Consider the following 20,197-nt stretch of genomic DNA (forward strand, 5'->3'; position numbering starts at 1 on the left):
ATTCGAATCTGGAACTTCCAGCATCTGTCTTCCAACTTCCATCAGAAAATCCGTCCTTCCACAAATTTACTATCTAATTGATAATATATAATGTTATAAGTGTCGATTTTTTTATCTAAAAACTGAATGGCATTTTCAAGCTGTTCCTCAGATATTTCTTCAACTTTAATTTTGAAACCTTTATTGAGGAAATTCCCAAAATAAAATCCGTCTTTCAAAATTTCAACCTCATTGTCGGAAATCTTTTTGAAATCACGGTTATTTAAGTCTTTTGTAGAAAGTGCATTGATTAGTTTATGTTTTCCTAAATGATTAGTCACAATTCCCCATGAATAAATCGGAAGTGCAACTTCAATCTTTTTAATCGGATAGCCTTCCAGTTTTGATAAATAAGATTTCAGAATATTCAAGTCTAAAATTGAATTTTTATCTGAATTTTCCAAAGGCGAAGAAGTGGAGTAGCACATCAGATATACTTTTTCAACGGGCGGAATTCCTGTGAGGTTTTTGTCTTTTACCTGATGAAGTCGCAAAGTGCAGCTAATTTGTTTGCCGGAAATTTTTTTCAACTGTTTTAAAAATTCAAAATAGTCGTCTCTTGTTCCTGCCGTCCAGTCGCAATCAATTTGTATTTCCTGATTAACTTTAAGATGGTAATCTGCAATTTTCTTTTTGATTAAATCATTTACTTTTTTTGCCAGAAACGATATTTCTTCTTTATGTATATTAATAAAACTTCGGTTGGTTATGAAAACGGTAGGAACAATTTCTTTTTCTGTGTCAAAACTTTTGTCTTTGATAATGACGGCAACGGGTTCAAATTTTCCGTCTACTTTATCAACATCAAAAAATCTTGTGTACAAAAAAGGAACATTGGCTTTGGTTAGAACATCTTTCTCTATATTGTTAAATTTGAGATTCGTCTTCCAGTAATAAAATGTGTAGGGATGTTTTTCTTGTTTGGTGCACGAAATAATAAATAGAAAAACTAAAAGGTAAGATATGGCTTTCATTATTTGTAAAGAATACTTTCACATGAGCAATTGATTTCTGCCATTTCGGAAACGGGACAACAATCATCAGACTTTTTTATATTTCCTTTTTCGTCGGTAAGATAGATTTTTTCTTTGTTAAATTTAACGTAGAAGGTTTCGTTATAGGTTTTGAAATGTACCTTCATTACGTTTGGATTGTATTTCCCGGCATTAATTTCTTCTTTTGTTTCTTTTCCGTCTGCCTGATTAATCTGCAGAAAACCGAAATGCACGTTTCCGTTTTTCTTTACATCAAGATAATAAGCCGGTGTTCCGGAACCACTTGCTCCGTCTTCGATATTAAAATCTCTCTTTCCTGTAAAAGGAATTTGGGTCTGTGAAAATAATGCTGCACTGAAGCAGAACATGATGATGGTGAAAATAGCTTTCATAGATCTTTTTTCTCAAAATTAAAAAATTATTCAGAAGAAATTCATTTCAAAAATGATGCAAATCTGCTAAATGATTAAAAATCAAAATATTTTACATGAAATATTTGTCAAATTAAATTTTATTCATAAATTTGCACACTCATTTTAGGGGAGGAGTATGCCTAAATTCAAACTTAGTAATTACTTGAGTGCCCGAAAAATGACAGTGAACCCAAGAAAATTTTATAACATATTATATAAATAATGTCAGGTATTATTGGTAAAAAAATCGGTATGACATCTTTGTTTAACGAAGAAGGAAAGAATATTCCTTGTACAGTTATTCAAGCTGGTCCGTGCTCGGTTTTACAGGTCAGAACCATTGAAAAAGACGGTTATAAGTCAGTTCAATTAGGTTTCGATGACAAGAGTGAGAAGAACGTTGGTAAAGCGTTAGCTGGTCATTTCAAAAAGGCTGGTTCAGCTCCTAAAGCTAAGTTGGTAGAATTCTACAGAGAATTCGTAGACGAAGTAAAAGTAGGAGAAGAAGTAAAAGTTGATTTGTTCTCTGAAGGGGAATATGTTGACGTAACAGGAACTTCAAAAGGTAAAGGCTTCCAGGGTGTTGTTAAAAGACACGGATTTGGAGGTGTAATGCAGGCAACTCATGGTCAGCACAACAGACTTAGAGCTCCAGGTTCTATCGGTGCTGGATCTGACCCTTCAAGAGTATTCAAAGGGATGAGAATGGCTGGAAGAATGGGAGGTAAGCAGGTAACTGTACAAAACCTTCAAGTATTAAAAGTGGATCAAGAACAAAATCTTTTAGTAGTAAAAGGTGCTGTTCCGGGAGCTAAAAATTCTTATGTAATTATCAGAAAATGGAACTAGTAGTATTAAATACATCAGGAAAAGAGACCGGAAGAAAAGTAACTCTAGACGAAACAGTATTCGGAATTGAGCCAAATCAGCACGCGGTTTACTTAGAAGTGAAGCAGTACCTTGCAGCACAGAGACAAGGAACTCATAAATCAAAAGAAAGAAGCGAAATTACTGCTTCTACTAAAAAACTTAAGAAGCAAAAAGGATCTGGATCTGCTAGATATGGTGATATTAAATCTCCAACTTTCAGAGGTGGAGGTAGAGTATTCGGACCTAAGCCAAGAGACTACAGATTCAAATTGAACAAAGCTCTTAAGAGATTAGCTAAAAAATCTGTTCTTTCTCAGAAAATGAGAGATAACAGCATTAGAGTTTTAGAAGATATGAGCTTAAACGCTCCTAAAACTAAAGATTTCATTACATTATTGGATGCTTTGGCATTGAACGGTAAAAAATCTTTGTTTATTCTTCCTGAAGCTAACAAGAATGTGTATTTATCTTCAAGAAACTTACCTAAAACTAAAGTAATGAACTTCAACGAAGTAAGTTCTTACGATATTGTAAATGCAGGTGAAGTTGTGTTCTTCGAAGGTGCAGTAGAAAAATTCCAGGAAAATTTAAAGAAATAAATCATGTCTATTATCATTAAACCAGTTATCTCAGAAAAGGCTAATTACCTTACAGATTTAAGAGGTTCTTATTCTTTCTTGGTAGATACTAAGGCGAATAAAATCCAGATTAAAAAAGCTGTTGAAGCAGCTTATGGTGTAAAAGTAGCAGACGTTAACACAATGATTTATGCTCCGAAGGTTTCTTCGAAATACACTAAAAAAGGTCTTCAAGTAGGAAAGACAAACAAATTGAAAAAAGCGGTAATCAAGCTTGTTGAAGGTGAGGTTATCGATATTTTTGCTGTAAATTAATTATTAATTATAAATAATAGTAATGTCTGTTAGAAAATTAAAACCTATCACCCCGGGACAGAGATTCAGAATTGTAAACAATTTTGAGGAAATTACTACCAACAAACCAGAGAAATCTCTAACCGTTGGTATTAAAAAGTCAGGTGGACGTAACCAAACTGGTAAAATGACCATGCGTTACACCGGCGGTGGACACAAAAAGAAATACAGAATTATTGACTTCAAAAGAAACAAAGCAAACGTTGAAGCAACTGTAAAATCTGTAGAATACGATCCAAACAGAACTGCATTTATCGCTTTATTAGAGTACGCAGACGGAGAGAAGAGATATATCATCGCTCCAAACGGTATCAAAGTAGATCAGAAAGTAGTTTCAGGAGAAAGCGTAGAGCCAAATGTAGGTAACGCAATGAAATTGAAAAACATTCCATTGGGTACTGTAATTTCTTGTGTTGAAATGAAGCCTGGTCAAGGTGCAATTTTAGCAAGAAGTGCTGGTTCTTCAGCTCAACTTACTTCAAGAGACGGGAAATATGCTATCATCAAATTGCCTTCAGGAGAATCTAGAATGATCCTTACTGAATGTATGGCAATGATCGGTTCAGTTTCTAACTCTGATCACCAATTAACTGTGTCAGGTAAGGCTGGTAGAAGCAGATGGTTAGGTAGAAGACCAAGAACAAGAGCGGTAGTAATGAACCCTGTAGATCACCCAATGGGAGGTGGTGAAGGACGTTCTTCTGGAGGTCACCCAAGATCTAGAAACGGTATGCCGTCTAAAGGTTACAAAACTAGAAAGAAAAACAAAGTGTCTAACCGTTACATCGTATCTAAAAGAAAATAATTATGGCAAGATCACTTAAGAAAGGACCGTTCATTCATCATACTTTAGATAAGAAGGTTCAGGCAAATATAGAGGCTAATAAGAAAACTGTTATCAAAACTTGGTCTAGAGCATCAATGATTTCTCCGGACTTCGTAGGACAAACTATCGCTGTACACAACGGGAAATCTTTTATCCCGGTTTACGTTACAGAAAACATGGTTGGTCACAAGTTAGGCGAATTTTCTCCAACAAGATCTTTCAGAGGTCATGGTGGTAACAAAAACAAAGGAAGCAGATAATCATGGGATCAAGAAAAAGAGAAAGTGCATTAGCACGTAAATTAACAAATCAGGATGTAGCGAAAGCGTTACACAATGATTGCCCGTCTTCTCCAAGAAAAATGAGATTAGTAGCTGATATCATCAGAGGAGTAGAAGTAGAAAAAGCTTTAAGCATTCTAAAATATTCTAAAAAAGATGCGTCAAACAAATTGGAGAAAGTTTTACTTTCTGCAATGGCAAACTGGCAAACTAAAAACGAAGGTGCTGATATTGAAGAAGCAAACCTTATCGTAAAAGAAATTTTTGTAGACAGTGCAAGACAATTGAAGAGACTAAGACCAGCTCCACAAGGTAGAGGGTACAGAATCAGAAAAAGATCAAACCACATTACACTAATCTTAGGTACAAAAGAAAAATAATCAAGGTATGGGACAGAAGACAAATCCAATTGGTAACAGATTAGGTATCATCAGAGGATGGGATTCTAACTGGTTTGGCGGAAACGATTATGGAGACAGAATCGCGGAAGACTACAAAATCAGAAGATACCTTGAAGCAAGATTATCTAAAGGTGGAATTTCAAAAATCTATATTGAAAGAACACTAAAATTAGTGACAGTTACAATTACTACTGCTAGACCGGGATTAATCATCGGTAAAGGAGGTCAGGAAGTTGATAAATTGAAAGAAGAGTTGAAAAAATTGACTAAAAAGGATATTCAGATCAACATCTTCGAAATCAAAAGACCTGAGCTTGATGCAGTATTGGTTGCAGACAGCATTGCAAAGCAAATCGAAAACAGAATCTCTTACAGAAGAGCTGTGAAGATGGCAATCGCTTCTACAATGAGAATGGGTGCTGAAGGTATCAAAGTTCAAATCTCTGGTAGATTGAACGGAGCTGAAATGGCAAGATCTGAGTCTTTCAAAGACGGAAGAATTCCATTGTCTACTTTCAGAGCAGATATCGATTACCATATCGGTGAAGCTCTTACTCAATACGGAAAGTTAGGGGTAAAAGTTTGGATTATGAAAGGTGAAGTTTACGGTAAAAGAGAACTTTCTCCATTAGTAGGACAACAGAAAAAAACACCAGCTGGAGGTAGAGGAGAGAGAAATGACAGAGGTGGTGATAGAAAACCAAGAAGAAATAATAACAACAATAACTAAAATTTTAGATAGAAATTTTGAATTTTAAATTACCGTTACTTTTTTAAAATAGAAAAATCTAAAATCTAAAATCTAAAATCTAAAATTTAGAAATTTATGTTACAACCAAAAAGAACCAAATTCCGTAGAGTTCATAAGATGAAAATGAAGGGGATTGCTCAAAGAGGTAATCAACTTGCTTATGGTACTTTCGGAATCAAAGCTACAGAAGGAGCTTGGATCACGGCAAGACAAATTGAAGCAGCTCGTATCGCTGCGACAAGATATATGAAGAGAGAAGGTCAACTATGGATCAAAATCTTCCCGGATAAGCCAATTACCAAAAAACCAGCGGAAGTACGTATGGGTAAAGGTAAAGGTGCTGTGGAATATTGGGTAGCTGTAGTAAAACCAGGTAAAATTATGTTCGAAATCGGAGGTGTACCTTACGATATCGCGAAGGAAGCTTTAAGACTTGCTGCACAAAAATTACCGGTAGTTACCAAATTTATAGTTGCGAACGATTTTGTTAAACCTCTTTAATCTCTGAATATAATGAAACAAGCTGAAATTAAAAATCTAAGCCTTGAAGATGTTCAAGCTAAATTGGCTGAAGCTAAAGCTGAATTCACGAAAATGAAATTAGCTCACAAAATCAGTCCACTTGAAAATCCAATCCAAATCAGAGATTTGAGAAAGACAATCGCAAGATTAAACACTGAGTTAACTAACAAACAATAATTTCATTTTACAATGGATAGAAATTTAAGAAAAGAAAGAATCGGAGTGGTTTCCAGTAATAAAATGGAAAAAACTATTGTTGTTAGCGAGACTACAAGAGTAAAACACCCGATGTACGGTAAATTCGTTTTGAAAACGAAAAAATATACTGCACACGACGAAAACAACGAATGCAACGAAGGAGATACAGTTCTTATTTCTGAAACTAGACCTTTGAGCAAGAGCAAGAGATGGAGATTAGTAAGAATCATTGAAAAAGCTAAGTAATAATGTTACAAACAGAATCAAGATTAAAAGTTGCTGATAACACAGGTGCTAAAGAAGTATTGGTTATCAGAGTTCTGGGAGGAACCAGAAGAAGATATGCTTCAGTTGGTGATAAAATCGTTGTTACGATCAAAGATTCTACACCATCAGGAAACGCTAAAAAAGGTCAGGTATCTAAAGCTGTAGTAGTAAGAACTAAAAAAGCAGTAAGAAGAAAAGATGGTTCATACATCAAATTCGAAGACAATGCTTGTGTATTGCTAAACGCAGCAGGAGAAATGAGAGGAACACGTGTTTTCGGACCGGTTGCTCGTGAGTTGAGAGACAAAGAATATATGAAAATCATTTCATTAGCTCCTGAAGTACTTTAATATTTAAAATTTTAAAAAAATGTCAAAGTTAAAAATAAAAAGAGGAGATAACGTCATCGTAACTACAGGTAAGAAAGGTCTTAAAGGTGGTACAGGTGAAGTTATTGAAGTGATCAAAAAAGAAGGAAGAGACCCTAGAGTTATCGTTGCAGGACTTAACATCGTTAAAAAACACGTTAAGCCTTCAGCTTCTAACCCTCAAGGAGGAATCACTGAGAAGGAAGCTTCTATTCATATCTCAAACGTAGCTTTAGTTGGTAAAGACGGTAAAGCTATCAAAGTAGGTTACAAAATCGAAGGAGATAAGAAAGTAAGAATCAACAAAAAAACGGGTGAAACTTTATAATTTTAAATAACACATGGAATATATAGCAAGACCCAAAAAAGCATATAAAGAAACGATTGTTCCAGCAATGATGGAAGAATTCGGATACAAATCAGTAATGCAGGTACCAAGACTTGAGAAAATTATCTTATCTCAAGGTTTAGGAGACGCTACTGCTGATAAAAAAATCATCGATTATGCTGTAGAAGAACTTACAAATATCACTGGTCAAAAGGCTGTTGGTACTATCTCTAAGAAAGATGAAGCTGCTTTCAAATTAAGAAAAGGTATGCCTGTAGGTGCTAAGGTAACTCTTAGAGCAAACAAAATGTACGAATTCTTAGACAGACTTACTTCTTCTGCTTTGCCACGTATTAGAGATTTCTCTGGTATTAAAGCTGAAGGTTTCGATGGTAGAGGTAATTATAACTTAGGTATTACTGAGCAGATTATCTTCCCTGAAATCGTAATCGACAAAGTAAAGAAAATCCAAGGGATGGACATTACTTTCGTTACTACTGCGAAAACAGACAAAGAAGCTAAAGCATTATTAACTCACTTCGGTTTACCATTTAAAAAGAACTAAGAAATGGCTAAAGAATCAATGAAAGCGCGTGAGCGCAAAAGAGAAGCACTAGTTGCTAAATACGCTGACAAAAGAAAAGCTCTTAAAGAAGCAGGTGATTACGAAGGACTTCAAAAATTACCTAAAAATGCTTCTCCTGTAAGATTACACAACAGATGTAAGTTGACAGGTAGACCAAGAGGATATATGAGAACGTTTGGTATTTCCAGAGTAACTTTCAGAGAAATGGCAAACAACGGTCTTATCCCGGGAGTTAAAAAAGCTAGTTGGTAATTAATTACTAATTAAAAAATCGGAACAATTAAGTTGTCGAGATACTAAAGAATAAAAATATCAGACCGAAGTTTTCTGAAGTCTGATATTTTAATCTTCAAGTCTTTTCAAAACTGGTTGTTCTTTAACCAATAATTTAAATAGAAAAATGGTAACAGATCCAATTTCAGATTTCCTAACTAGAGTAAGGAACGCACAAAGCGCAGGCCACAAAGTGGTGGAAATTCCTGCATCGAAAATCAAAAAGGAGATTACAAAGATTTTATTTGATCAAGGGTATATCTTAAACTACAAGTTTGAAGACAACGCTGTTCAAGGAAACATCAAAATCGCTTTAAAGTACGACAAGCAAACCAACAAACCAGCTATCAAGTCTATCCAAAGAGCTTCTAGACCAGGTTTGAGACAGTACAAAGGTTCAGGAGAACTTCCAAGAGTACTAAACGGTTTGGGTATTTCTATCATCTCTACTTCTAAAGGAGTAATGACTGACAAGAAAGCTAGAGAAGAGAAAGTTGGCGGTGAAGTAATCTGCTATGTTTATTAATTTTTAATCAAAGGAAAATGTCAAGAATTGGTAAAGCAATTATAACGATTCCTGCTGGTATTACAATCACTGAAAAAGAAGGGGTTGTAACAGTAAAAGGTCCTAAAGGAGAACTTTCTCAGGAGCTTACAGAAGGAATCACAATTGAGCAAAACGACGGTCAGCTTAACGTTAACAGACCATCTGATGCTAAACAACACAGAGCGCTTCACGGTTTATACAGAGCGTTGATCAACAACATGATTGTTGGTGTTAATACAGGTTTCGAAAAGAAACTAGAATTAGTAGGAGTAGGATACAGAGCTTCACACGCAGGTCAAAAACTTGAGTTAGCTTTAGGATTCTCTCACGGTATCGTTCTAGAACTTCCAAACGAAGTGAAAGTTGATACATTGACTGAAAAAGGTAAAAACCCAATTATTACTTTGACGTCTCACGATAACCAACTTCTAGGAATGGTAGCTGCAAAGATCAGATCTTTCAGAAAACCTGAACCATACAAAGGAAAAGGGGTAAGATTCGTAGGAGAAATTGTTAGACGTAAAGCTGGTAAATCTGCTTAATAAAAATTAAGAAAATGGCACTAAGTAAATTAGAAAAAAGAATCAGAATAAAAAGAAGAGTAAGAGGAAAAATCTCTGGATCTTCTGAATTGCCAAGATTATCTGTATATAAGAGTAATAAGGAAATTTACGCTCAGTTAATCAACGATAAAGACGGTAAAACTTTAGTATCAGCTTCTTCAAGAGAGAAGGGGGTAGATGCTAACGGAACAAAAAGTGAAGTTTCTGCTGCTGTAGGTAAAGCAATCGCTGCTAAAGCTATTGCTGCAGGAATTGAAAATATTGTATTTGATAGAAACGGATTCGTATACCACGGTAGAGTAAAAGCTCTAGCTGACGGTGCGAGAGAAGGAGGACTTAAATTCTAATCATTAAATTTCGGAAATATGTTAGGACTAGATAATATAGAAAGAGTAAAACCGGGAGGATTAGAACTTAAAGATCGTCTCGTAGCTGTTAATAGAGTAACAAAAGTAACTAAAGGAGGTAGAGCTTTCGGATTTTCTGCAATTGTTGTTGTAGGAGACGAAGCTGGAACTATCGGTTTTGGTTTAGGAAAATCTAAGGAAGTTGCTTCTGCTATCGCTAAGGCTGTAGAAGATGCTAAGAAAAACTTAGTAAAAGTTCCTGTAATGAACCATACGATTCCTCACCAGACTACTGCTAGATACGGTGGTGCAGATATCTTCTTGAGACCTGCTTCTCACGGTACAGGGCTTATCGCAGGTGGTGCGGTAAGAGCAGTACTAGAATCTGCTGGTATTCACGATATCCTTTCAAAATCTAAAGGATCTTCAAACCCTCACAATGTGGTAAAGGCAACTTTCAAAGCATTGTTAGACATCAGAAGACCAGAAGAAATCGCAAGAATGAGAGGAGTTTCTCTAACTAAAGTGTTTAACGGTTAATATTTAAAACAATGGCAACAATCAAAGTAAAGCAAGTAAGAAGCGCTATTGGTAGAACAAAAACCCAAAAGAGAACGCTTGAAGCATTAGGATTTAAGAAACTTCACCAAGTTGTAGAACACGAAGCTACTCCTTCTATCTTAGGAATGATAGCTGCAGTTAGTCACTTACTTGAAGTTCAAAAATAATTTTTAAAATAATTTTAAAATGAATTTAAACAACATAAAGCCAGCTGCAGGATCTACTTTCAATTCAAAAAGAATTGGTAGAGGACAAGGTAGCGGAAAAGGTGGTACTTCAACAAAAGGTCACAAAGGTCAGAAAGCAAGAGCTGGTTATTCTCAGAAAATCGGTTTTGAAGGAGGTCAGATGCCTTTACAGAGAAGATTACCGAAATTCGGATTCAAAAACGTAAACAGAAAAGAGTTTAGAGGTATTAATCTTGATACGATTCAAACTTTAATTGAAAATAAATCTATTACAGGAGATATTACAAGAGAAGTTATGATCGAGAACGGATTAATCACTAAAAACGAATTAGTGAAAATTATGGGGAGAGGTGAGTTGAAATCTGCGGTTTCAATTTCTGCTGACAAATTCACTAAATCTGCTGAAGAGCTTATCGCTAAAGCAGGTGGAAAAGCAATTACCTTATAACAATTACTAATGAAAGAATTTATACAAACCCTCAAAAATATTTGGAGCCTTAAAGAACTTAGAGATAAAATTCTTTTCACTTTAGGTATTATCCTTGTGTATAGATTCGCATCTTTTATCTCTCTTCCTGCAATTAACCTTGCAGAGGTGGGAGATCTCTTAGAGCATTATAAAAATCAAGGCGGTAACAAGCAAGGAGCAGGTCTCCTTGGCTTGCTTTCGTCGTTTACGGGGGGAGCTTTCAGCCACGCTTCCGTAATGGCGTTAGGTATCATGCCTTACATTTCTGCTTCTATTATTGTTCAGTTGATGGGGATGGCTATTCCTTATCTTCAGAAACTTCAGAAAGACGGAGAATCGGGTAGAAATACACTGAATCAGATTACTAGATGGTTAACGATCGGAGTTTGTCTTGTACAGGCGCCTTCTTACTTAACTTCTATTACCCAGTTGTTCTTACCTTATGCTCAGTTCCAGTCTGCATATTTTGTAGACCCTAATTCGATTATGTTCTGGTTACCAAGTATTGTAATCTTGGTGGCGGGATCTGTATTTGCAATGTGGTTGGGTGAGAAAATCACCGACAAAGGTATCGGGAACGGTATTTCTATCTTAATTATGGTAGGAATTCTTTCAAGATTACCGGAAGCATTTGTACAGGAGATCGCAGTACAAAACGGAAAAGGAGGATTGGGTTCAATCATGATCCTTGTTGAAGTAATATTCTGGATGTTGGTGGTTCTTTTAGCAGTAGTATTATCTGTTGCGGTAAGAAAAATCCCTATTCAGTATGTAAGCAGAGCTCAGGCTAGAGGAGGTGTAAACAGAAATCTTATGCAGGGAGCAAGACAGTGGATCCCGTTGAAAGTAAACGCAGCAGGTGTAATGCCGATTATCTTTGCTCAGGCATTGATGTTCGTACCTGGTTTGCTGACTAAATTCGACGAGTCAAATACTTTTCTTGCAGGTTTCAAAAATGTATTCAGCTGGCAATACAATGTATTGTTTGCTTTATTGATTATTATCTTTTCATTTTTCTATACCGCAATTACAATTCCGGTAAACCAGATGGCCGATGATCTTAAGAGAAACGGAGGTTTGGTACCGAAAGTAAGACCAGGTAAAGAGACCGCTGATTATTTAGATGATATTTTATCAAAAATTACCTTGCCAGGTGCAATATTTTTATCTATCTTTGCAGTCCTTCCAGCAATAGTGCATGGAAGTCTGGTTCAGACAGATGCGTTCGCCTTATTTTTCGGGGGAACTTCGTTGCTGATTATGGTTGGGGTAGTATTAGATACTGTTCAACAGATCAATACTTATCTGCTGAATCATCATTATGATGGCTTAATGCAGTCTAAATTATCAAGATCGACTGGATATTAATTTATGGCAAAACAAAAACATATTGAACAAGACGGCGTTATAACGGAAGCACTTTCGAACGCTCAGTTCCGTGTAGAGCTAGAAAATGGGCATGTGCTTATTGCTCATATCTCTGGTAAAATGCGTATGCATTACATTAAACTTTTACCTGGTGATAAGGTAAAATTAGAAATGTCTCCTTACGATCTTTCGAAGGGGAGAATTACATTTAGATATTAAAACAAAATGCCAAATGGATTCTTATGGTTTCCATTTGGCTATTGTTAAAAATAAATATTTTCAGGTGAAGTCGAAAGATTCCATTTGTTCTTATTAAAAAATAAATATTTTCAAATGAAAGTTAGAGCATCAATTAAAAAAAGAAGTGCTGATTGCAAAATCGTTCGCAGAAAAGGCGTTCTGTTTGTAATCAACAAGAAAAACCCAAAATTTAAACAAAGACAAGGCTAAAATTAAATTATGGCGAGAATTTCAGGTATTGATTTACCAAAAAACAAAAGAGGCGTTATCGGTTTAACTTACATCTACGGAGTTGGAAGAAGTACTTCTTCTGAAATCCTTAAAGCTGCCGGTATCAGCGAAGACAAGAAAGTCAACGAATGGAATGACGATGAATTGGCTGCAATCAGAACTTATATCTCAGAAAACATCAAAGTTGAGGGAGAGCTTAGATCTGAAGTGCAATTGAACATCAAGAGATTGATGGACATAGGATGCCAACGAGGAATACGTCACAGACTTGGATTACCTTTAAGAGGCCAGAGAACGAAAAACAACTCTAGAACCCGTAAAGGAAAGAGAAAAACAGTTGCTAACAAGAAAAAAGCTAGTAAATAATCGTTAGGAATTATGGCAAAACAAACAAAAGTAGTTAAAAAAAGAAAAGTAAAAGTTGAGGCTATTGGTGAAGCACATATTCAGGCTTCTTTCAATAACATCATCATTTCTTTAACAAATAAAAACGGAGAGGTTATCTCTTGGGCTTCTGCCGGTAAAATGGGTTTCAGAGGTTCTAAAAAGAATACTCCATTTGCTGCTCAAATGGCAGCTGAAAATTGCTCTACTGTTGCTCACGAAGCTGGTCTTAGAAGAGTAAAGGTGTATGTGAAAGGTCCTGGTGCAGGTAGAGAATCTGCAATCAGAACAATTCACAATTCAGGAATTGAAGTTAGTGAAATCATTGATGTGACTCCTATGCCTCACAATGGATGTAGACCACCAAAAAGAAGAAGAGTTTAATTTTTAGAATTTACCCATTATGGCAAGATATATTGGACCTAAAACTAAGATTGCTAGAAAGTTTGGTGCTGCAATCTACGGAGATGATAAAAACTTCGAAAAAAGAAAAAACCAACCGCCAGGACAACATGGTCCTAACAAAAGAAGAGGTGCTAAGAAATCAGAATATGCAGTTCAGTTAGCTGAAAAACAAAAAGCTAAATATACTTATGGTATTTTAGAAAGACAGTTTGCTAATCTATTCGACAAAGCACACAGAAGTAAAGGTGTTACCGGTGAAGTTCTTTTGCAACTTTGCGAATCAAGATTGGATAACGTTGTTTACAGATTAGGTTTTGCTAAAACACGATCTGCTGCAAGACAATTGACTTCTCACAGACACATTACTGTGAACGGAGAAATCCTTAACATTCCATCTTATTTAGTAAAAGCTGGTGATGTAATCGCTGTAAGAGAAAAATCTAAGTCTCTTGACGTTGTTGCTGATGCTTTGGCATCAAAAGCAAACTATGAGTGGTTACAATTCAACGACGAGAAAAAAGAAGGTACTTTCGTATCGGCTCCTGAAAGAATCCAAATCCCGGAAGACATCAAGGAACAGCTTATCGTCGAACTTTACTCTAAATAATTTTTTAATCAATTTTTTGCTCAACCCAATAATATGGCAATTTTACAATTCATAAAACCCGATAAAGTAATTCTACTTAACTCTGATGAATTTAAAGGTCAATTCGAATTTCGTCCTTTAGAACCAGGTTTCGGGCTTACAATCGGTAATGCTTTGAGAAGAGTGTTGCTTTCTTCTCTGGAAGGATACGCTATTTCATCTATCAAAATAGAAGGTGTAGAGCACGAATTTTCAACTATCCCTGGAGTAATCGAAGACGTTACCGAAATTATTCTTAACCTTAAGCAGGTAAGACTAAAAGCTACAACAGAAAACCAGGCTTCTGAGCAGGTTGTTGCTAAAGTTTCAGGTAAAACTGTGGTTACTGCAGGAGATTTGGGACAGTCTATCAACGGATTTGAAATCTTGAATCCTGAGTTGGTAATCTGCAACCAAAACTCTGATGTTACTTTTGAAATTACGTTTAATATAGAAAAGGGAAGAGGGTATGTGCCGTCTGAACAAAACAAGTCAAACAATGCTCCTGTAGGAACTATTGCTATCGACTCTATCTTTACGCCGATTAAAAAAGTACAGTATAGTATTGAAAATTACCGTGTAGAGCAAAAAACAGACTACGAAAAACTTGTATTAGATATAGAAACTGATGGTTCCATCAGCCCTCAGAATGCTTTAACTGAAGCTTCGAAGATATTAATTTATCACTTCATGTTGTTCTCTGATGAGAGAATCACTTTGGAGACTGAAGCCGTGAAAGCATCTATCCAGTACGATGAAGAAACTCTTCATACAAGACAATTACTTAAGTCTAAATTAGCAGATATGGATCTTTCTGTAAGAGCCCTAAACTGTCTGAAAGCAGCTGAAGTAGAAACTCTTGGTGAGCTTGTTTCTTACAGTAAGTCTGATTTGATGAAATTCAGAAATTTTGGTAAAAAATCTTTGACAGAACTAGAAGAATTGGTGCATTCAAAAGGTCTTAACTTCGGTTTCGACGTTGCAAAATATAAATTAGACGCTGATAATTAAATAATAATGAGACACGGTAAAAAATTCAATCACTTAGGAAGAACGGCTTCTCACAGAAGCGCTTTACTTTCTAATATGGCTTGTTCTCTAATTGAGCATAAAAGAATCAACACTACTGTTGCTAAAGCTAAAGCTTTGAGAGTATATGTTGAGCCTCTATTAACAAAAGCAAAAGAAGATACTACACACAACAGAAGAATTGTTTTTGCATATCTTCAAAATAAAGAAGCGGTTACTGAATTATTCAGAACTGTAGCTCCGAAAATCGCTGAAAGAAACGGTGGTTATACAAGAATCATCAAGACTGGTTTCAGACCTGGTGATGCTGCAGATACTGCTCTTATCGAGTTGGTAGACTTCAACGAGCTTTACAATCCTAATGCTGAAGAGAAGAAGACTACAAGAAGAAGCAGAAGATCAACAACGGCTACTAAAAAAGAAGCTGTAGTTGCTGAAGCTCCTGTAGTAGAAGAAAAAGTAGAAGAGCCAAAAGCTGAAGCTACTGATTCTACAGAAGAAAAAGCTGGAGAATAATATTCTTACAGATATAAAAAAAACCGTTCAGATTTCTGAGCGGTTTTTTGTTTTACTATCCTTTTCGGGAATCCTTAAAATTTAAAATATTTATATTAAATTTTAGTCTTTACAAGTTCAATGATGTTTTCACCCTGATGTAAAATTAAGCTGTCACCTTTTACAACCGCTTTCATGTCTTCTTTTTCGTACGTAGTTTGATTAGGCTTTGCTTCTGTCTTGTCAAGCACAAAAGTTTTATTGTTATTTCTTATAGAAACCGTTCTGTTATTAGGATCATAATTAAAAACGACTTTTACCGGGCTTCCGTCTATCGCCTGATATACGAAGTCTGTCTTCACTGTTTTTGTACCGTTTACACTCACGTTGTAGGCAATAGTAGAATCAACAGTTCCGTTGTCGGCAAGAATTTCTGTATTCGCAGAATCAGATTTCACCACCCCTTTGTTGCCTTCTTTTTTGCAGGCAATAACCAAAGACGAAAGCATGCATAATGCGATAATTTTTTTAATCATATTATTTTAGATTTTTATTGTTTTAAATGAATATTAATACTCGTAAAATTAACTAAAATTTAACTCATATTTCAACAATCTAAATGCGTATTTTATTGAAAAAAGTTAAATTTTGACTAAATTTGTCTAAACTATAAAATAAACAAAAATGAGTTACATTTCTTACATAGAAGCGAGACAAATTTTGGATTCAAGAGGAAATCCTACAGTTGAAGTTGATGTATTTACGGAAAGCGGTGCGATGGGTCGTGCAGCAGTTCCTTCCGGTGCGTCTACAGGAGAGCATGAAGCAGTTGAATTGCGTGATGGTGGTTCAGAATGGATGGGGAAAGGTGTTTCTAAGGCTGTAGAAAATGTAAGAGAAGTAATTGCACCGGAATTGGTGGGTCTTCCTGTTTTTGATCAGAATTTGATCGATCAGATCATGATTGATTTAGACGGATCAAACAACAAAGGGAATTTGGGAGCTAATGCTATTTTGGGAGTTTCTTTGGCTGCTGCAAAAGCTGCAGCAACAGAATTAAAATTACCTTTATACAAATATGTGGGTGGTGTAAATGCAAATACACTTCCTGTTCCGATGATGAACGTAATCAATGGTGGTTCTCACTCAGATGCGCCGATTGCTTTCCAGGAATTTATGGTAATGCCGGTAAAAGCAGATTCTTTCTCTCACGCTTTGAGAAAAGGAACTGAAATTTTCCACAACCTTAAATCTATTCTTCATTCAAGAGGTCTTTCTACTGCGGTGGGTGACGAAGGAGGTTTTGCACCAACTTTCAAAGGAACTGAAGATGCTTTGGATACTTTGCTTCAGGCTATCGAAAAAGCGGGTTACAAGCCGGGTGATGATGTAATGATCGCATTAGACTGTGCTGCTTCAGAATTTTATAAGGATGGAATTTATGATTACAGAAAATTCCAGACTGCTGATGCACCTCAGTTCTCAAGCAGTGAGCAGGTTTCTTACTTGGCTGAATTGGCAAATAAATACCCAATCATCTCTATTGAAGACGGTATGCAGGAGAATGACTGGGAAGGTTGGAAAATGTTAACAGATAAAATCGGTGACAGAGTACAGTTGGTAGGTGACGATTTATTCGTAACAAATGTTGAAAGATTGTCAAGAGGAGTAAAAGAAGGAATCGCCAATTCAATTTTGGTTAAAGTGAATCAAATTGGTTCTCTTTCTGAAACAATGGCAGCGGTACAAATGGCTCAGCACAACAAGTTCACTTCAGTAATGTCTCACAGATCGGGAGAAACTGAAGATTCTACAATCGCTGACTTAGCAGTTGCAATGAACTGCGGTCAGATCAAAACAGGATCTGCTTCAAGATCAGACAGAATGGCAAAATACAACCAATTGTTGAGAATCGAAGAAGCTTTAGGTGAAACTGCGGTTTTCCCGGGGTTGGATGCTTTTAAAATCAAAAGATAATTAATCGAATTTATAAATAACGGCAAGCGATAATTTTAGTTTGCCGTATTTTATAATTAGTAGTATATTTAGAAACAAAATAAATAAATAATGTCAGACAACAAAGTAATATTGAATTACGCAGGTAATTCGTATGAATATCCAATCTTGGATAGCACTATCGGAGACAGAGGGATCGATATTTCAAAATTAAGAGACCAAACAGGTTTAATCACGTTAGATTTAGGTTACAAAAATACCGGAGCTACACTTAGCGACATCACTTATTTAGATGGGGATCAGGGAGAATTATTCTACAGAGGATACCCTATCGAGCAGATTGCTGAAAAATCTAACTTCACAGAAGTAATGTACCTGTTGTTACATGGTGAATTACCAACTACAGAACAATTCAATACCTTTAACGGTAATATCAAAAAATATAATTTCGTAGCAGAGGAGATGAAAAAAATCATCGATGCTTTCCCTCGTTCTGCTCACCCAATGGGAGTTTTATCGACTTTAACTTCCGCTTTAACGGCTTTCAATCCAAAGGCTGTTAACGTAAATTCTAAAGAAGAAATGGATCTTGCTGCAGAATTGTTGATTGCTAAATTTGCTCACCTTGCAGCTTGGACGTACAGAAAAACTTTAGGTTTACCGCTTAACCACGGTGACAACAGCTTAAATTATGTAGAAAACTTCTATAAAATGGCTTTCAGATTACCAAACGAAGAGTTTGAAATCAACCCTGTGGTAACTGAAGCTTTAGATAAATTATTAATTCTTCACGCAGACCATGAGCAAAACTGTTCTACATCTACAGTAAGAATGGTAGGCTCTGCTCATACAGGTCTTTTTGCATCTGTTTCTGCGGGTATTTCTGCACTTTGGGGCCCACTTCACGGTGGTGCAAACCAGGCAGTGATCGAAATGCTTGAATTGATCGAAAAAGACGGTGGAGACGTAAACAAATGGGTTGCTAAAGCTAAAGACAAAAACGATAGCTTCCGTTTGATGGGCTTTGGTCACAGAGTTTACAAAAACTTCGATCCAAGAGCAAAAATCATCAAGAAAGCTGCTGACGATTTATTGGCTGCTTTAGGAATTGAAGACAAAGCTTTAGATATTGCAATGCAATTAGAAAAAGTAGCTCTTGAAGACGAATACTTCATCGAAAGAAAATTATATCCAAACGTAGATTTCTATTCTGGAATCATCTACAGAGCATTAGGAATTCCTACAGAAATGTTTACCGTAATGTTCGCATTGGGAAGACTTCCGGGCTGGATTGCTCAGTGGAAAGAAATGAGATTGAAAGGGGACCCAATCGGAAGACCAAGACAGGTTTACCAAGGCGCTCAAAAAAGAGATTATATCGATATCTCAAACAGATAATACTGTTTTTTATAAAATCGAAGTCCCAAAGTTTTTGCTTTGGGATTTTTTTGTTTGTTGTTAAAGTGTAATAAAAGTAAGATTGTCAAATCTGACACAATTTAAAATATATTGTATTTCTTTAAGTTTAAGCCCTTGTTTAACTTAAAAAATTGAAGATCCAAAATTCTTTGCTTACCATTGCCTGAAGTTGAACATTGTATCAATTATCCAAATTAAAAATATTTAGAAATTTAATAAAGATTTTGTCCTTACAATTGTTAGTATTATCATTAATTCTATCTGAAATTTTATAGATCATCAGATGAAATTAGTGAAGATTCTTTAATTTTCAAAACTATTTAAAAACTCCTTAATTTAGGCTAAATAAAAAGCTTTTCTCTTCACTATCGTTTGATTATATTTGCTTAATTCTCATTATATATGAAATTAAATATTAAAAACGAAACAGGAAGGCTAAGATCGGTGGTTCTCGGACAGCCCAATTCTATGGGAGCAGTTCCTACACTAGAAGAAAGTTATGATGCAAAGTCATATTACACGATAGAGCACAATATGTATCCTAAAGAAGAGGATATTATCAACGAAATGAATGCTTTTGAAGCCGTTTTAAAAAAATATGATGTTCAGGTTTTCCGTCCGGATATTATTCAGGATTACAATCAGGTTTTTGCAAGGGATGTCGCTTTTGTGATTGACGATAAAATGATTATTTCTAATGTGATTGCAGACAGAGCAGACGAACAAGAAGCTTACAAAGAAGTTTTCGAAGAAGTTGCGTGGAGAAAAATTATCAACCTTCCCGAAACTGCACATATTGAAGGTGGTGACGTTATCGTCTGGAATGATTTCCTGTTCATCGGAACTTGTTTCAGCGAAGATTACAGAAACTATAAAACGGCAAGAACCAACGAATATGCGATCGAAATTCTGAAAGAATATTTTCCGAAAAAGAGAATTATCGATTTAGAACTAAAGAAAAATGATAAGATTCCTTACGAAGGGATTTTACATTTAGACTGTACATTCAATCCGATTGGAAAAGATAAATGCATCATTTATAAAGATGGTTTTGTGGATGAAAGTGATTATAATTTAATCATCGATATTTTTGGAGAAGAAAACTGTTTCCACGTTACTGCTGAAGAAATGTTTGAAATGGTTCCGAATATTTTCTCGATTTCTCCGGAAGTGGTGGTGTCTGATAAAACCTTCACAAGAATGAATAATCATCTAAGAAACGAATGGGGAATGACTGTTGAAGAAATTCCATATAGAGAGATTTCTAAAATGGGTGGGCTTTTACGTTGTTCTACAATGCCTTTGATTAGAGATTAAAAA

Annotated in this window: 34 protein-coding genes; 31 read left to right on the forward strand and 3 right to left on the reverse strand. The window is 35.7% G+C overall.

All coding sequences use genetic code 11. From position 1 onward, the window contains the following. Window positions 1-41 precede the first annotated feature (41 nt). Together BM371_RS08330 and BM371_RS08335 are read right to left on the reverse strand one after the other, a co-directional pair. A complete protein-coding gene (locus BM371_RS08330) occupies window positions 42-1,013 on the reverse strand; it encodes a hypothetical protein (RefSeq protein ID WP_034678004.1) in 972 nt (323 codons plus the stop codon). Then, window positions 1,013-1,426 (reverse strand): hypothetical protein, encoded by a 414-nt coding sequence (locus BM371_RS08335; protein WP_034678006.1) that lies wholly within the window; start codon window positions 1,424-1,426, stop codon window positions 1,013-1,015. Before BM371_RS08335 ends, BM371_RS08330 begins: the two co-directional genes overlap by 1 nt. A gap of 243 nt (window positions 1,427-1,669) precedes the next feature. Between BM371_RS08335 and rplC the strand changes: the two genes are divergently transcribed. The 28 genes from rplC (at window position 1,670) to rplQ (ending at window position 15,523) form a co-directional block, all read left to right on the forward strand. Beyond that, window positions 1,670-2,296 (forward strand): 50S ribosomal protein L3, encoded by a 627-nt coding sequence (rplC, locus tag BM371_RS08340; protein ID WP_034678007.1) that lies wholly within the window; start codon window positions 1,670-1,672, stop codon window positions 2,294-2,296. After that, window positions 2,287-2,916 carry a 50S ribosomal protein L4 gene (gene rplD / locus BM371_RS08345; protein ID WP_034678010.1) on the forward strand — a complete coding sequence of 210 codons (630 nt, stop codon included), beginning with the start codon at window positions 2,287-2,289 and terminating at the stop codon, window positions 2,914-2,916. The genes rplC and rplD overlap by 10 nt, the downstream gene beginning before the upstream one ends. 3 nt (window positions 2,917-2,919) lie before the next feature. Further along, entirely contained in the window at window positions 2,920-3,210 is a 291-nt protein-coding gene (gene rplW / locus BM371_RS08350; RefSeq protein ID WP_034678011.1) for a 50S ribosomal protein L23, read from the forward strand. Window positions 3,211-3,232: 22 nt separating this feature from the next. Continuing rightward, window positions 3,233-4,054 (forward strand): 50S ribosomal protein L2, encoded by an 822-nt coding sequence (gene rplB, locus BM371_RS08355; RefSeq protein ID WP_034678013.1) that lies wholly within the window; start codon window positions 3,233-3,235, stop codon window positions 4,052-4,054. 2 nt (window positions 4,055-4,056) lie between these two features. Beyond that, on the forward strand, window positions 4,057-4,335 hold the full coding sequence (rpsS, locus tag BM371_RS08360; RefSeq protein ID WP_034678015.1) for a 30S ribosomal protein S19: 279 nt from the start codon (window positions 4,057-4,059) through the stop codon (window positions 4,333-4,335). A 2-nt stretch (window positions 4,336-4,337) separates the two neighbouring features. Further along, on the forward strand, window positions 4,338-4,736 hold the full coding sequence (rplV, locus tag BM371_RS08365) for a 50S ribosomal protein L22 (RefSeq protein WP_034678017.1): 399 nt from the start codon (window positions 4,338-4,340) through the stop codon (window positions 4,734-4,736). A gap of 7 nt (window positions 4,737-4,743) precedes the next feature. Continuing rightward, a complete protein-coding gene (gene rpsC, locus BM371_RS08370) occupies window positions 4,744-5,487 on the forward strand; it encodes a 30S ribosomal protein S3 (RefSeq protein WP_034678018.1) in 744 nt (247 codons plus the stop codon). Window positions 5,488-5,583: 96 nt separating this feature from the next. Further along, a complete protein-coding gene (rplP, locus tag BM371_RS08375; protein WP_034678019.1) occupies window positions 5,584-6,009 on the forward strand; it encodes a 50S ribosomal protein L16 in 426 nt (141 codons plus the stop codon). Between the two features lie 12 nt (window positions 6,010-6,021). Continuing rightward, the gene (gene rpmC / locus BM371_RS08380) at window positions 6,022-6,207 is read left to right on the forward strand and encodes a 50S ribosomal protein L29 (RefSeq protein ID WP_034678020.1); all 186 of its coding nucleotides are present in this window, start codon (window positions 6,022-6,024) and stop codon (window positions 6,205-6,207) included. A 12-nt stretch (window positions 6,208-6,219) separates the two neighbouring features. Continuing rightward, entirely contained in the window at window positions 6,220-6,474 is a 255-nt protein-coding gene (gene rpsQ / locus BM371_RS08385) for a 30S ribosomal protein S17 (RefSeq protein WP_034678021.1), read from the forward strand. Window positions 6,475-6,476: 2 nt separating this feature from the next. Next, on the forward strand, window positions 6,477-6,845 hold the full coding sequence (rplN, locus tag BM371_RS08390; RefSeq protein ID WP_007839504.1) for a 50S ribosomal protein L14: 369 nt from the start codon (window positions 6,477-6,479) through the stop codon (window positions 6,843-6,845). A gap of 19 nt (window positions 6,846-6,864) precedes the next feature. Next, window positions 6,865-7,191, forward strand: coding sequence for a 50S ribosomal protein L24 (gene rplX, locus BM371_RS08395; RefSeq protein WP_034678023.1), 327 nt, complete (start codon window positions 6,865-6,867; stop codon window positions 7,189-7,191). A 13-nt stretch (window positions 7,192-7,204) separates the two neighbouring features. Further along, window positions 7,205-7,756: a 50S ribosomal protein L5 gene (rplE, locus tag BM371_RS08400; RefSeq protein WP_034678024.1), complete on the forward strand. Its 552-nt coding sequence runs from the start codon at window positions 7,205-7,207 to the stop codon at window positions 7,754-7,756. 3 nt (window positions 7,757-7,759) lie between these two features. Next, entirely contained in the window at window positions 7,760-8,029 is a 270-nt protein-coding gene (rpsN, locus tag BM371_RS08405; protein ID WP_027387207.1) for a 30S ribosomal protein S14, read from the forward strand. Between the two features lie 148 nt (window positions 8,030-8,177). Then, complete coding sequence (gene rpsH / locus BM371_RS08410) at window positions 8,178-8,576, forward strand: 30S ribosomal protein S8 (protein ID WP_034678025.1); 399 nt, start codon at window positions 8,178-8,180, stop codon at window positions 8,574-8,576. Between the two features lie 17 nt (window positions 8,577-8,593). Then, entirely contained in the window at window positions 8,594-9,139 is a 546-nt protein-coding gene (rplF, locus tag BM371_RS08415) for a 50S ribosomal protein L6 (RefSeq protein WP_034678026.1), read from the forward strand. Window positions 9,140-9,153: 14 nt separating this feature from the next. Further along, window positions 9,154-9,507 (forward strand): 50S ribosomal protein L18, encoded by a 354-nt coding sequence (gene rplR, locus BM371_RS08420; RefSeq protein ID WP_034678027.1) that lies wholly within the window; start codon window positions 9,154-9,156, stop codon window positions 9,505-9,507. A gap of 18 nt (window positions 9,508-9,525) precedes the next feature. Continuing rightward, the gene (rpsE, locus tag BM371_RS08425) at window positions 9,526-10,047 is read left to right on the forward strand and encodes a 30S ribosomal protein S5 (protein WP_034678028.1); all 522 of its coding nucleotides are present in this window, start codon (window positions 9,526-9,528) and stop codon (window positions 10,045-10,047) included. Window positions 10,048-10,058: 11 nt separating this feature from the next. After that, entirely contained in the window at window positions 10,059-10,235 is a 177-nt protein-coding gene (gene rpmD, locus BM371_RS08430; protein WP_007839493.1) for a 50S ribosomal protein L30, read from the forward strand. A 19-nt stretch (window positions 10,236-10,254) separates the two neighbouring features. After that, a complete protein-coding gene (gene rplO, locus BM371_RS08435) occupies window positions 10,255-10,704 on the forward strand; it encodes a 50S ribosomal protein L15 (protein WP_034678030.1) in 450 nt (149 codons plus the stop codon). Between the two features lie 9 nt (window positions 10,705-10,713). Next, entirely contained in the window at window positions 10,714-12,093 is a 1,380-nt protein-coding gene (secY, locus tag BM371_RS08440) for a preprotein translocase subunit SecY (protein WP_034678033.1), read from the forward strand. 3 nt (window positions 12,094-12,096) lie between these two features. After that, window positions 12,097-12,312, forward strand: coding sequence for a translation initiation factor IF-1 (gene infA, locus BM371_RS08445; RefSeq protein WP_029297754.1), 216 nt, complete (start codon window positions 12,097-12,099; stop codon window positions 12,310-12,312). 114 nt (window positions 12,313-12,426) lie between these two features. After that, complete coding sequence (gene rpmJ, locus BM371_RS08450; protein ID WP_007839480.1) at window positions 12,427-12,543, forward strand: 50S ribosomal protein L36; 117 nt, start codon at window positions 12,427-12,429, stop codon at window positions 12,541-12,543. A gap of 9 nt (window positions 12,544-12,552) precedes the next feature. Beyond that, a complete protein-coding gene (rpsM, locus tag BM371_RS08455) occupies window positions 12,553-12,930 on the forward strand; it encodes a 30S ribosomal protein S13 (RefSeq protein WP_034678036.1) in 378 nt (125 codons plus the stop codon). 12 nt (window positions 12,931-12,942) lie between these two features. After that, window positions 12,943-13,332, forward strand: a complete 390-nt coding sequence (gene rpsK / locus BM371_RS08460; RefSeq protein WP_034678037.1) for a 30S ribosomal protein S11 — start codon at window positions 12,943-12,945, stop codon at window positions 13,330-13,332. Between the two features lie 19 nt (window positions 13,333-13,351). Beyond that, window positions 13,352-13,960 carry a 30S ribosomal protein S4 gene (gene rpsD, locus BM371_RS08465; protein ID WP_034678038.1) on the forward strand — a complete coding sequence of 203 codons (609 nt, stop codon included), beginning with the start codon at window positions 13,352-13,354 and terminating at the stop codon, window positions 13,958-13,960. Window positions 13,961-13,993: 33 nt separating this feature from the next. Beyond that, window positions 13,994-14,989, forward strand: coding sequence for a DNA-directed RNA polymerase subunit alpha (locus tag BM371_RS08470; protein WP_034678039.1), 996 nt, complete (start codon window positions 13,994-13,996; stop codon window positions 14,987-14,989). Window positions 14,990-14,995: 6 nt separating this feature from the next. Then, complete coding sequence (gene rplQ, locus BM371_RS08475) at window positions 14,996-15,523, forward strand: 50S ribosomal protein L17 (RefSeq protein WP_034678040.1); 528 nt, start codon at window positions 14,996-14,998, stop codon at window positions 15,521-15,523. A gap of 95 nt (window positions 15,524-15,618) precedes the next feature. Here rplQ and BM371_RS08480 read toward each other — a convergent pair whose 3' ends face one another. Further along, the gene (locus BM371_RS08480) at window positions 15,619-16,038 is read right to left on the reverse strand and encodes a hypothetical protein (protein WP_034678042.1); all 420 of its coding nucleotides are present in this window, start codon (window positions 16,036-16,038) and stop codon (window positions 15,619-15,621) included. A 148-nt stretch (window positions 16,039-16,186) separates the two neighbouring features. Between BM371_RS08480 and eno the strand changes: the two genes are divergently transcribed. The 3 genes from eno to BM371_RS08495 all read left to right on the forward strand — a co-directional run bounded on the left by eno (window position 16,187) and on the right by BM371_RS08495 (window position 20,194). Then, window positions 16,187-17,479 carry a phosphopyruvate hydratase gene (gene eno, locus BM371_RS08485; RefSeq protein ID WP_034678044.1) on the forward strand — a complete coding sequence of 431 codons (1,293 nt, stop codon included), beginning with the start codon at window positions 16,187-16,189 and terminating at the stop codon, window positions 17,477-17,479. Window positions 17,480-17,569: 90 nt separating this feature from the next. Beyond that, entirely contained in the window at window positions 17,570-18,856 is a 1,287-nt protein-coding gene (locus BM371_RS08490; RefSeq protein WP_034678046.1) for a citrate synthase, read from the forward strand. Window positions 18,857-19,279: 423 nt separating this feature from the next. Next, window positions 19,280-20,194 (forward strand): dimethylarginine dimethylaminohydrolase family protein, encoded by a 915-nt coding sequence (locus tag BM371_RS08495; protein ID WP_034678049.1) that lies wholly within the window; start codon window positions 19,280-19,282, stop codon window positions 20,192-20,194. Window positions 20,195-20,197 lie beyond the last annotated feature (3 nt).

Source organism: Chryseobacterium formosense (assembly GCF_900116415.1).
Taxonomy (GTDB): domain Bacteria; phylum Bacteroidota; class Bacteroidia; order Flavobacteriales; family Weeksellaceae; genus Chryseobacterium; species Chryseobacterium formosense.

Coding starts and splice junctions, on each gene's coding strand:
- BM371_RS08330 (WP_034678004.1), bottom strand. CDS start 1,013: ATGAAAGCCATATCTTACCTTTTAGTTTTTCTATTTATTATTTCGTGC.
- BM371_RS08335 (WP_034678006.1), bottom strand. CDS start 1,426: ATGAAAGCTATTTTCACCATCATCATGTTCTGCTTCAGTGCAGCATTA.
- rplC (WP_034678007.1), top strand. CDS start 1,670: ATGTCAGGTATTATTGGTAAAAAAATCGGTATGACATCTTTGTTTAAC.
- rplD (WP_034678010.1), top strand. CDS start 2,287: ATGGAACTAGTAGTATTAAATACATCAGGAAAAGAGACCGGAAGAAAA.
- rplW (WP_034678011.1), top strand. CDS start 2,920: ATGTCTATTATCATTAAACCAGTTATCTCAGAAAAGGCTAATTACCTT.
- rplB (WP_034678013.1), top strand. CDS start 3,233: ATGTCTGTTAGAAAATTAAAACCTATCACCCCGGGACAGAGATTCAGA.
- rpsS (WP_034678015.1), top strand. CDS start 4,057: ATGGCAAGATCACTTAAGAAAGGACCGTTCATTCATCATACTTTAGAT.
- rplV (WP_034678017.1), top strand. CDS start 4,338: ATGGGATCAAGAAAAAGAGAAAGTGCATTAGCACGTAAATTAACAAAT.
- rpsC (WP_034678018.1), top strand. CDS start 4,744: ATGGGACAGAAGACAAATCCAATTGGTAACAGATTAGGTATCATCAGA.
- rplP (WP_034678019.1), top strand. CDS start 5,584: ATGTTACAACCAAAAAGAACCAAATTCCGTAGAGTTCATAAGATGAAA.
- rpmC (WP_034678020.1), top strand. CDS start 6,022: ATGAAACAAGCTGAAATTAAAAATCTAAGCCTTGAAGATGTTCAAGCT.
- rpsQ (WP_034678021.1), top strand. CDS start 6,220: ATGGATAGAAATTTAAGAAAAGAAAGAATCGGAGTGGTTTCCAGTAAT.
- rplN (WP_007839504.1), top strand. CDS start 6,477: ATGTTACAAACAGAATCAAGATTAAAAGTTGCTGATAACACAGGTGCT.
- rplX (WP_034678023.1), top strand. CDS start 6,865: ATGTCAAAGTTAAAAATAAAAAGAGGAGATAACGTCATCGTAACTACA.
- rplE (WP_034678024.1), top strand. CDS start 7,205: ATGGAATATATAGCAAGACCCAAAAAAGCATATAAAGAAACGATTGTT.
- rpsN (WP_027387207.1), top strand. CDS start 7,760: ATGGCTAAAGAATCAATGAAAGCGCGTGAGCGCAAAAGAGAAGCACTA.
- rpsH (WP_034678025.1), top strand. CDS start 8,178: ATGGTAACAGATCCAATTTCAGATTTCCTAACTAGAGTAAGGAACGCA.
- rplF (WP_034678026.1), top strand. CDS start 8,594: ATGTCAAGAATTGGTAAAGCAATTATAACGATTCCTGCTGGTATTACA.
- rplR (WP_034678027.1), top strand. CDS start 9,154: ATGGCACTAAGTAAATTAGAAAAAAGAATCAGAATAAAAAGAAGAGTA.
- rpsE (WP_034678028.1), top strand. CDS start 9,526: ATGTTAGGACTAGATAATATAGAAAGAGTAAAACCGGGAGGATTAGAA.
- rpmD (WP_007839493.1), top strand. CDS start 10,059: ATGGCAACAATCAAAGTAAAGCAAGTAAGAAGCGCTATTGGTAGAACA.
- rplO (WP_034678030.1), top strand. CDS start 10,255: ATGAATTTAAACAACATAAAGCCAGCTGCAGGATCTACTTTCAATTCA.
- secY (WP_034678033.1), top strand. CDS start 10,714: ATGAAAGAATTTATACAAACCCTCAAAAATATTTGGAGCCTTAAAGAA.
- infA (WP_029297754.1), top strand. CDS start 12,097: ATGGCAAAACAAAAACATATTGAACAAGACGGCGTTATAACGGAAGCA.
- rpmJ (WP_007839480.1), top strand. CDS start 12,427: ATGAAAGTTAGAGCATCAATTAAAAAAAGAAGTGCTGATTGCAAAATC.
- rpsM (WP_034678036.1), top strand. CDS start 12,553: ATGGCGAGAATTTCAGGTATTGATTTACCAAAAAACAAAAGAGGCGTT.
- rpsK (WP_034678037.1), top strand. CDS start 12,943: ATGGCAAAACAAACAAAAGTAGTTAAAAAAAGAAAAGTAAAAGTTGAG.
- rpsD (WP_034678038.1), top strand. CDS start 13,352: ATGGCAAGATATATTGGACCTAAAACTAAGATTGCTAGAAAGTTTGGT.
- BM371_RS08470 (WP_034678039.1), top strand. CDS start 13,994: ATGGCAATTTTACAATTCATAAAACCCGATAAAGTAATTCTACTTAAC.
- rplQ (WP_034678040.1), top strand. CDS start 14,996: ATGAGACACGGTAAAAAATTCAATCACTTAGGAAGAACGGCTTCTCAC.
- BM371_RS08480 (WP_034678042.1), bottom strand. CDS start 16,038: ATGATTAAAAAAATTATCGCATTATGCATGCTTTCGTCTTTGGTTATT.
- eno (WP_034678044.1), top strand. CDS start 16,187: ATGAGTTACATTTCTTACATAGAAGCGAGACAAATTTTGGATTCAAGA.
- BM371_RS08490 (WP_034678046.1), top strand. CDS start 17,570: ATGTCAGACAACAAAGTAATATTGAATTACGCAGGTAATTCGTATGAA.
- BM371_RS08495 (WP_034678049.1), top strand. CDS start 19,280: ATGAAATTAAATATTAAAAACGAAACAGGAAGGCTAAGATCGGTGGTT.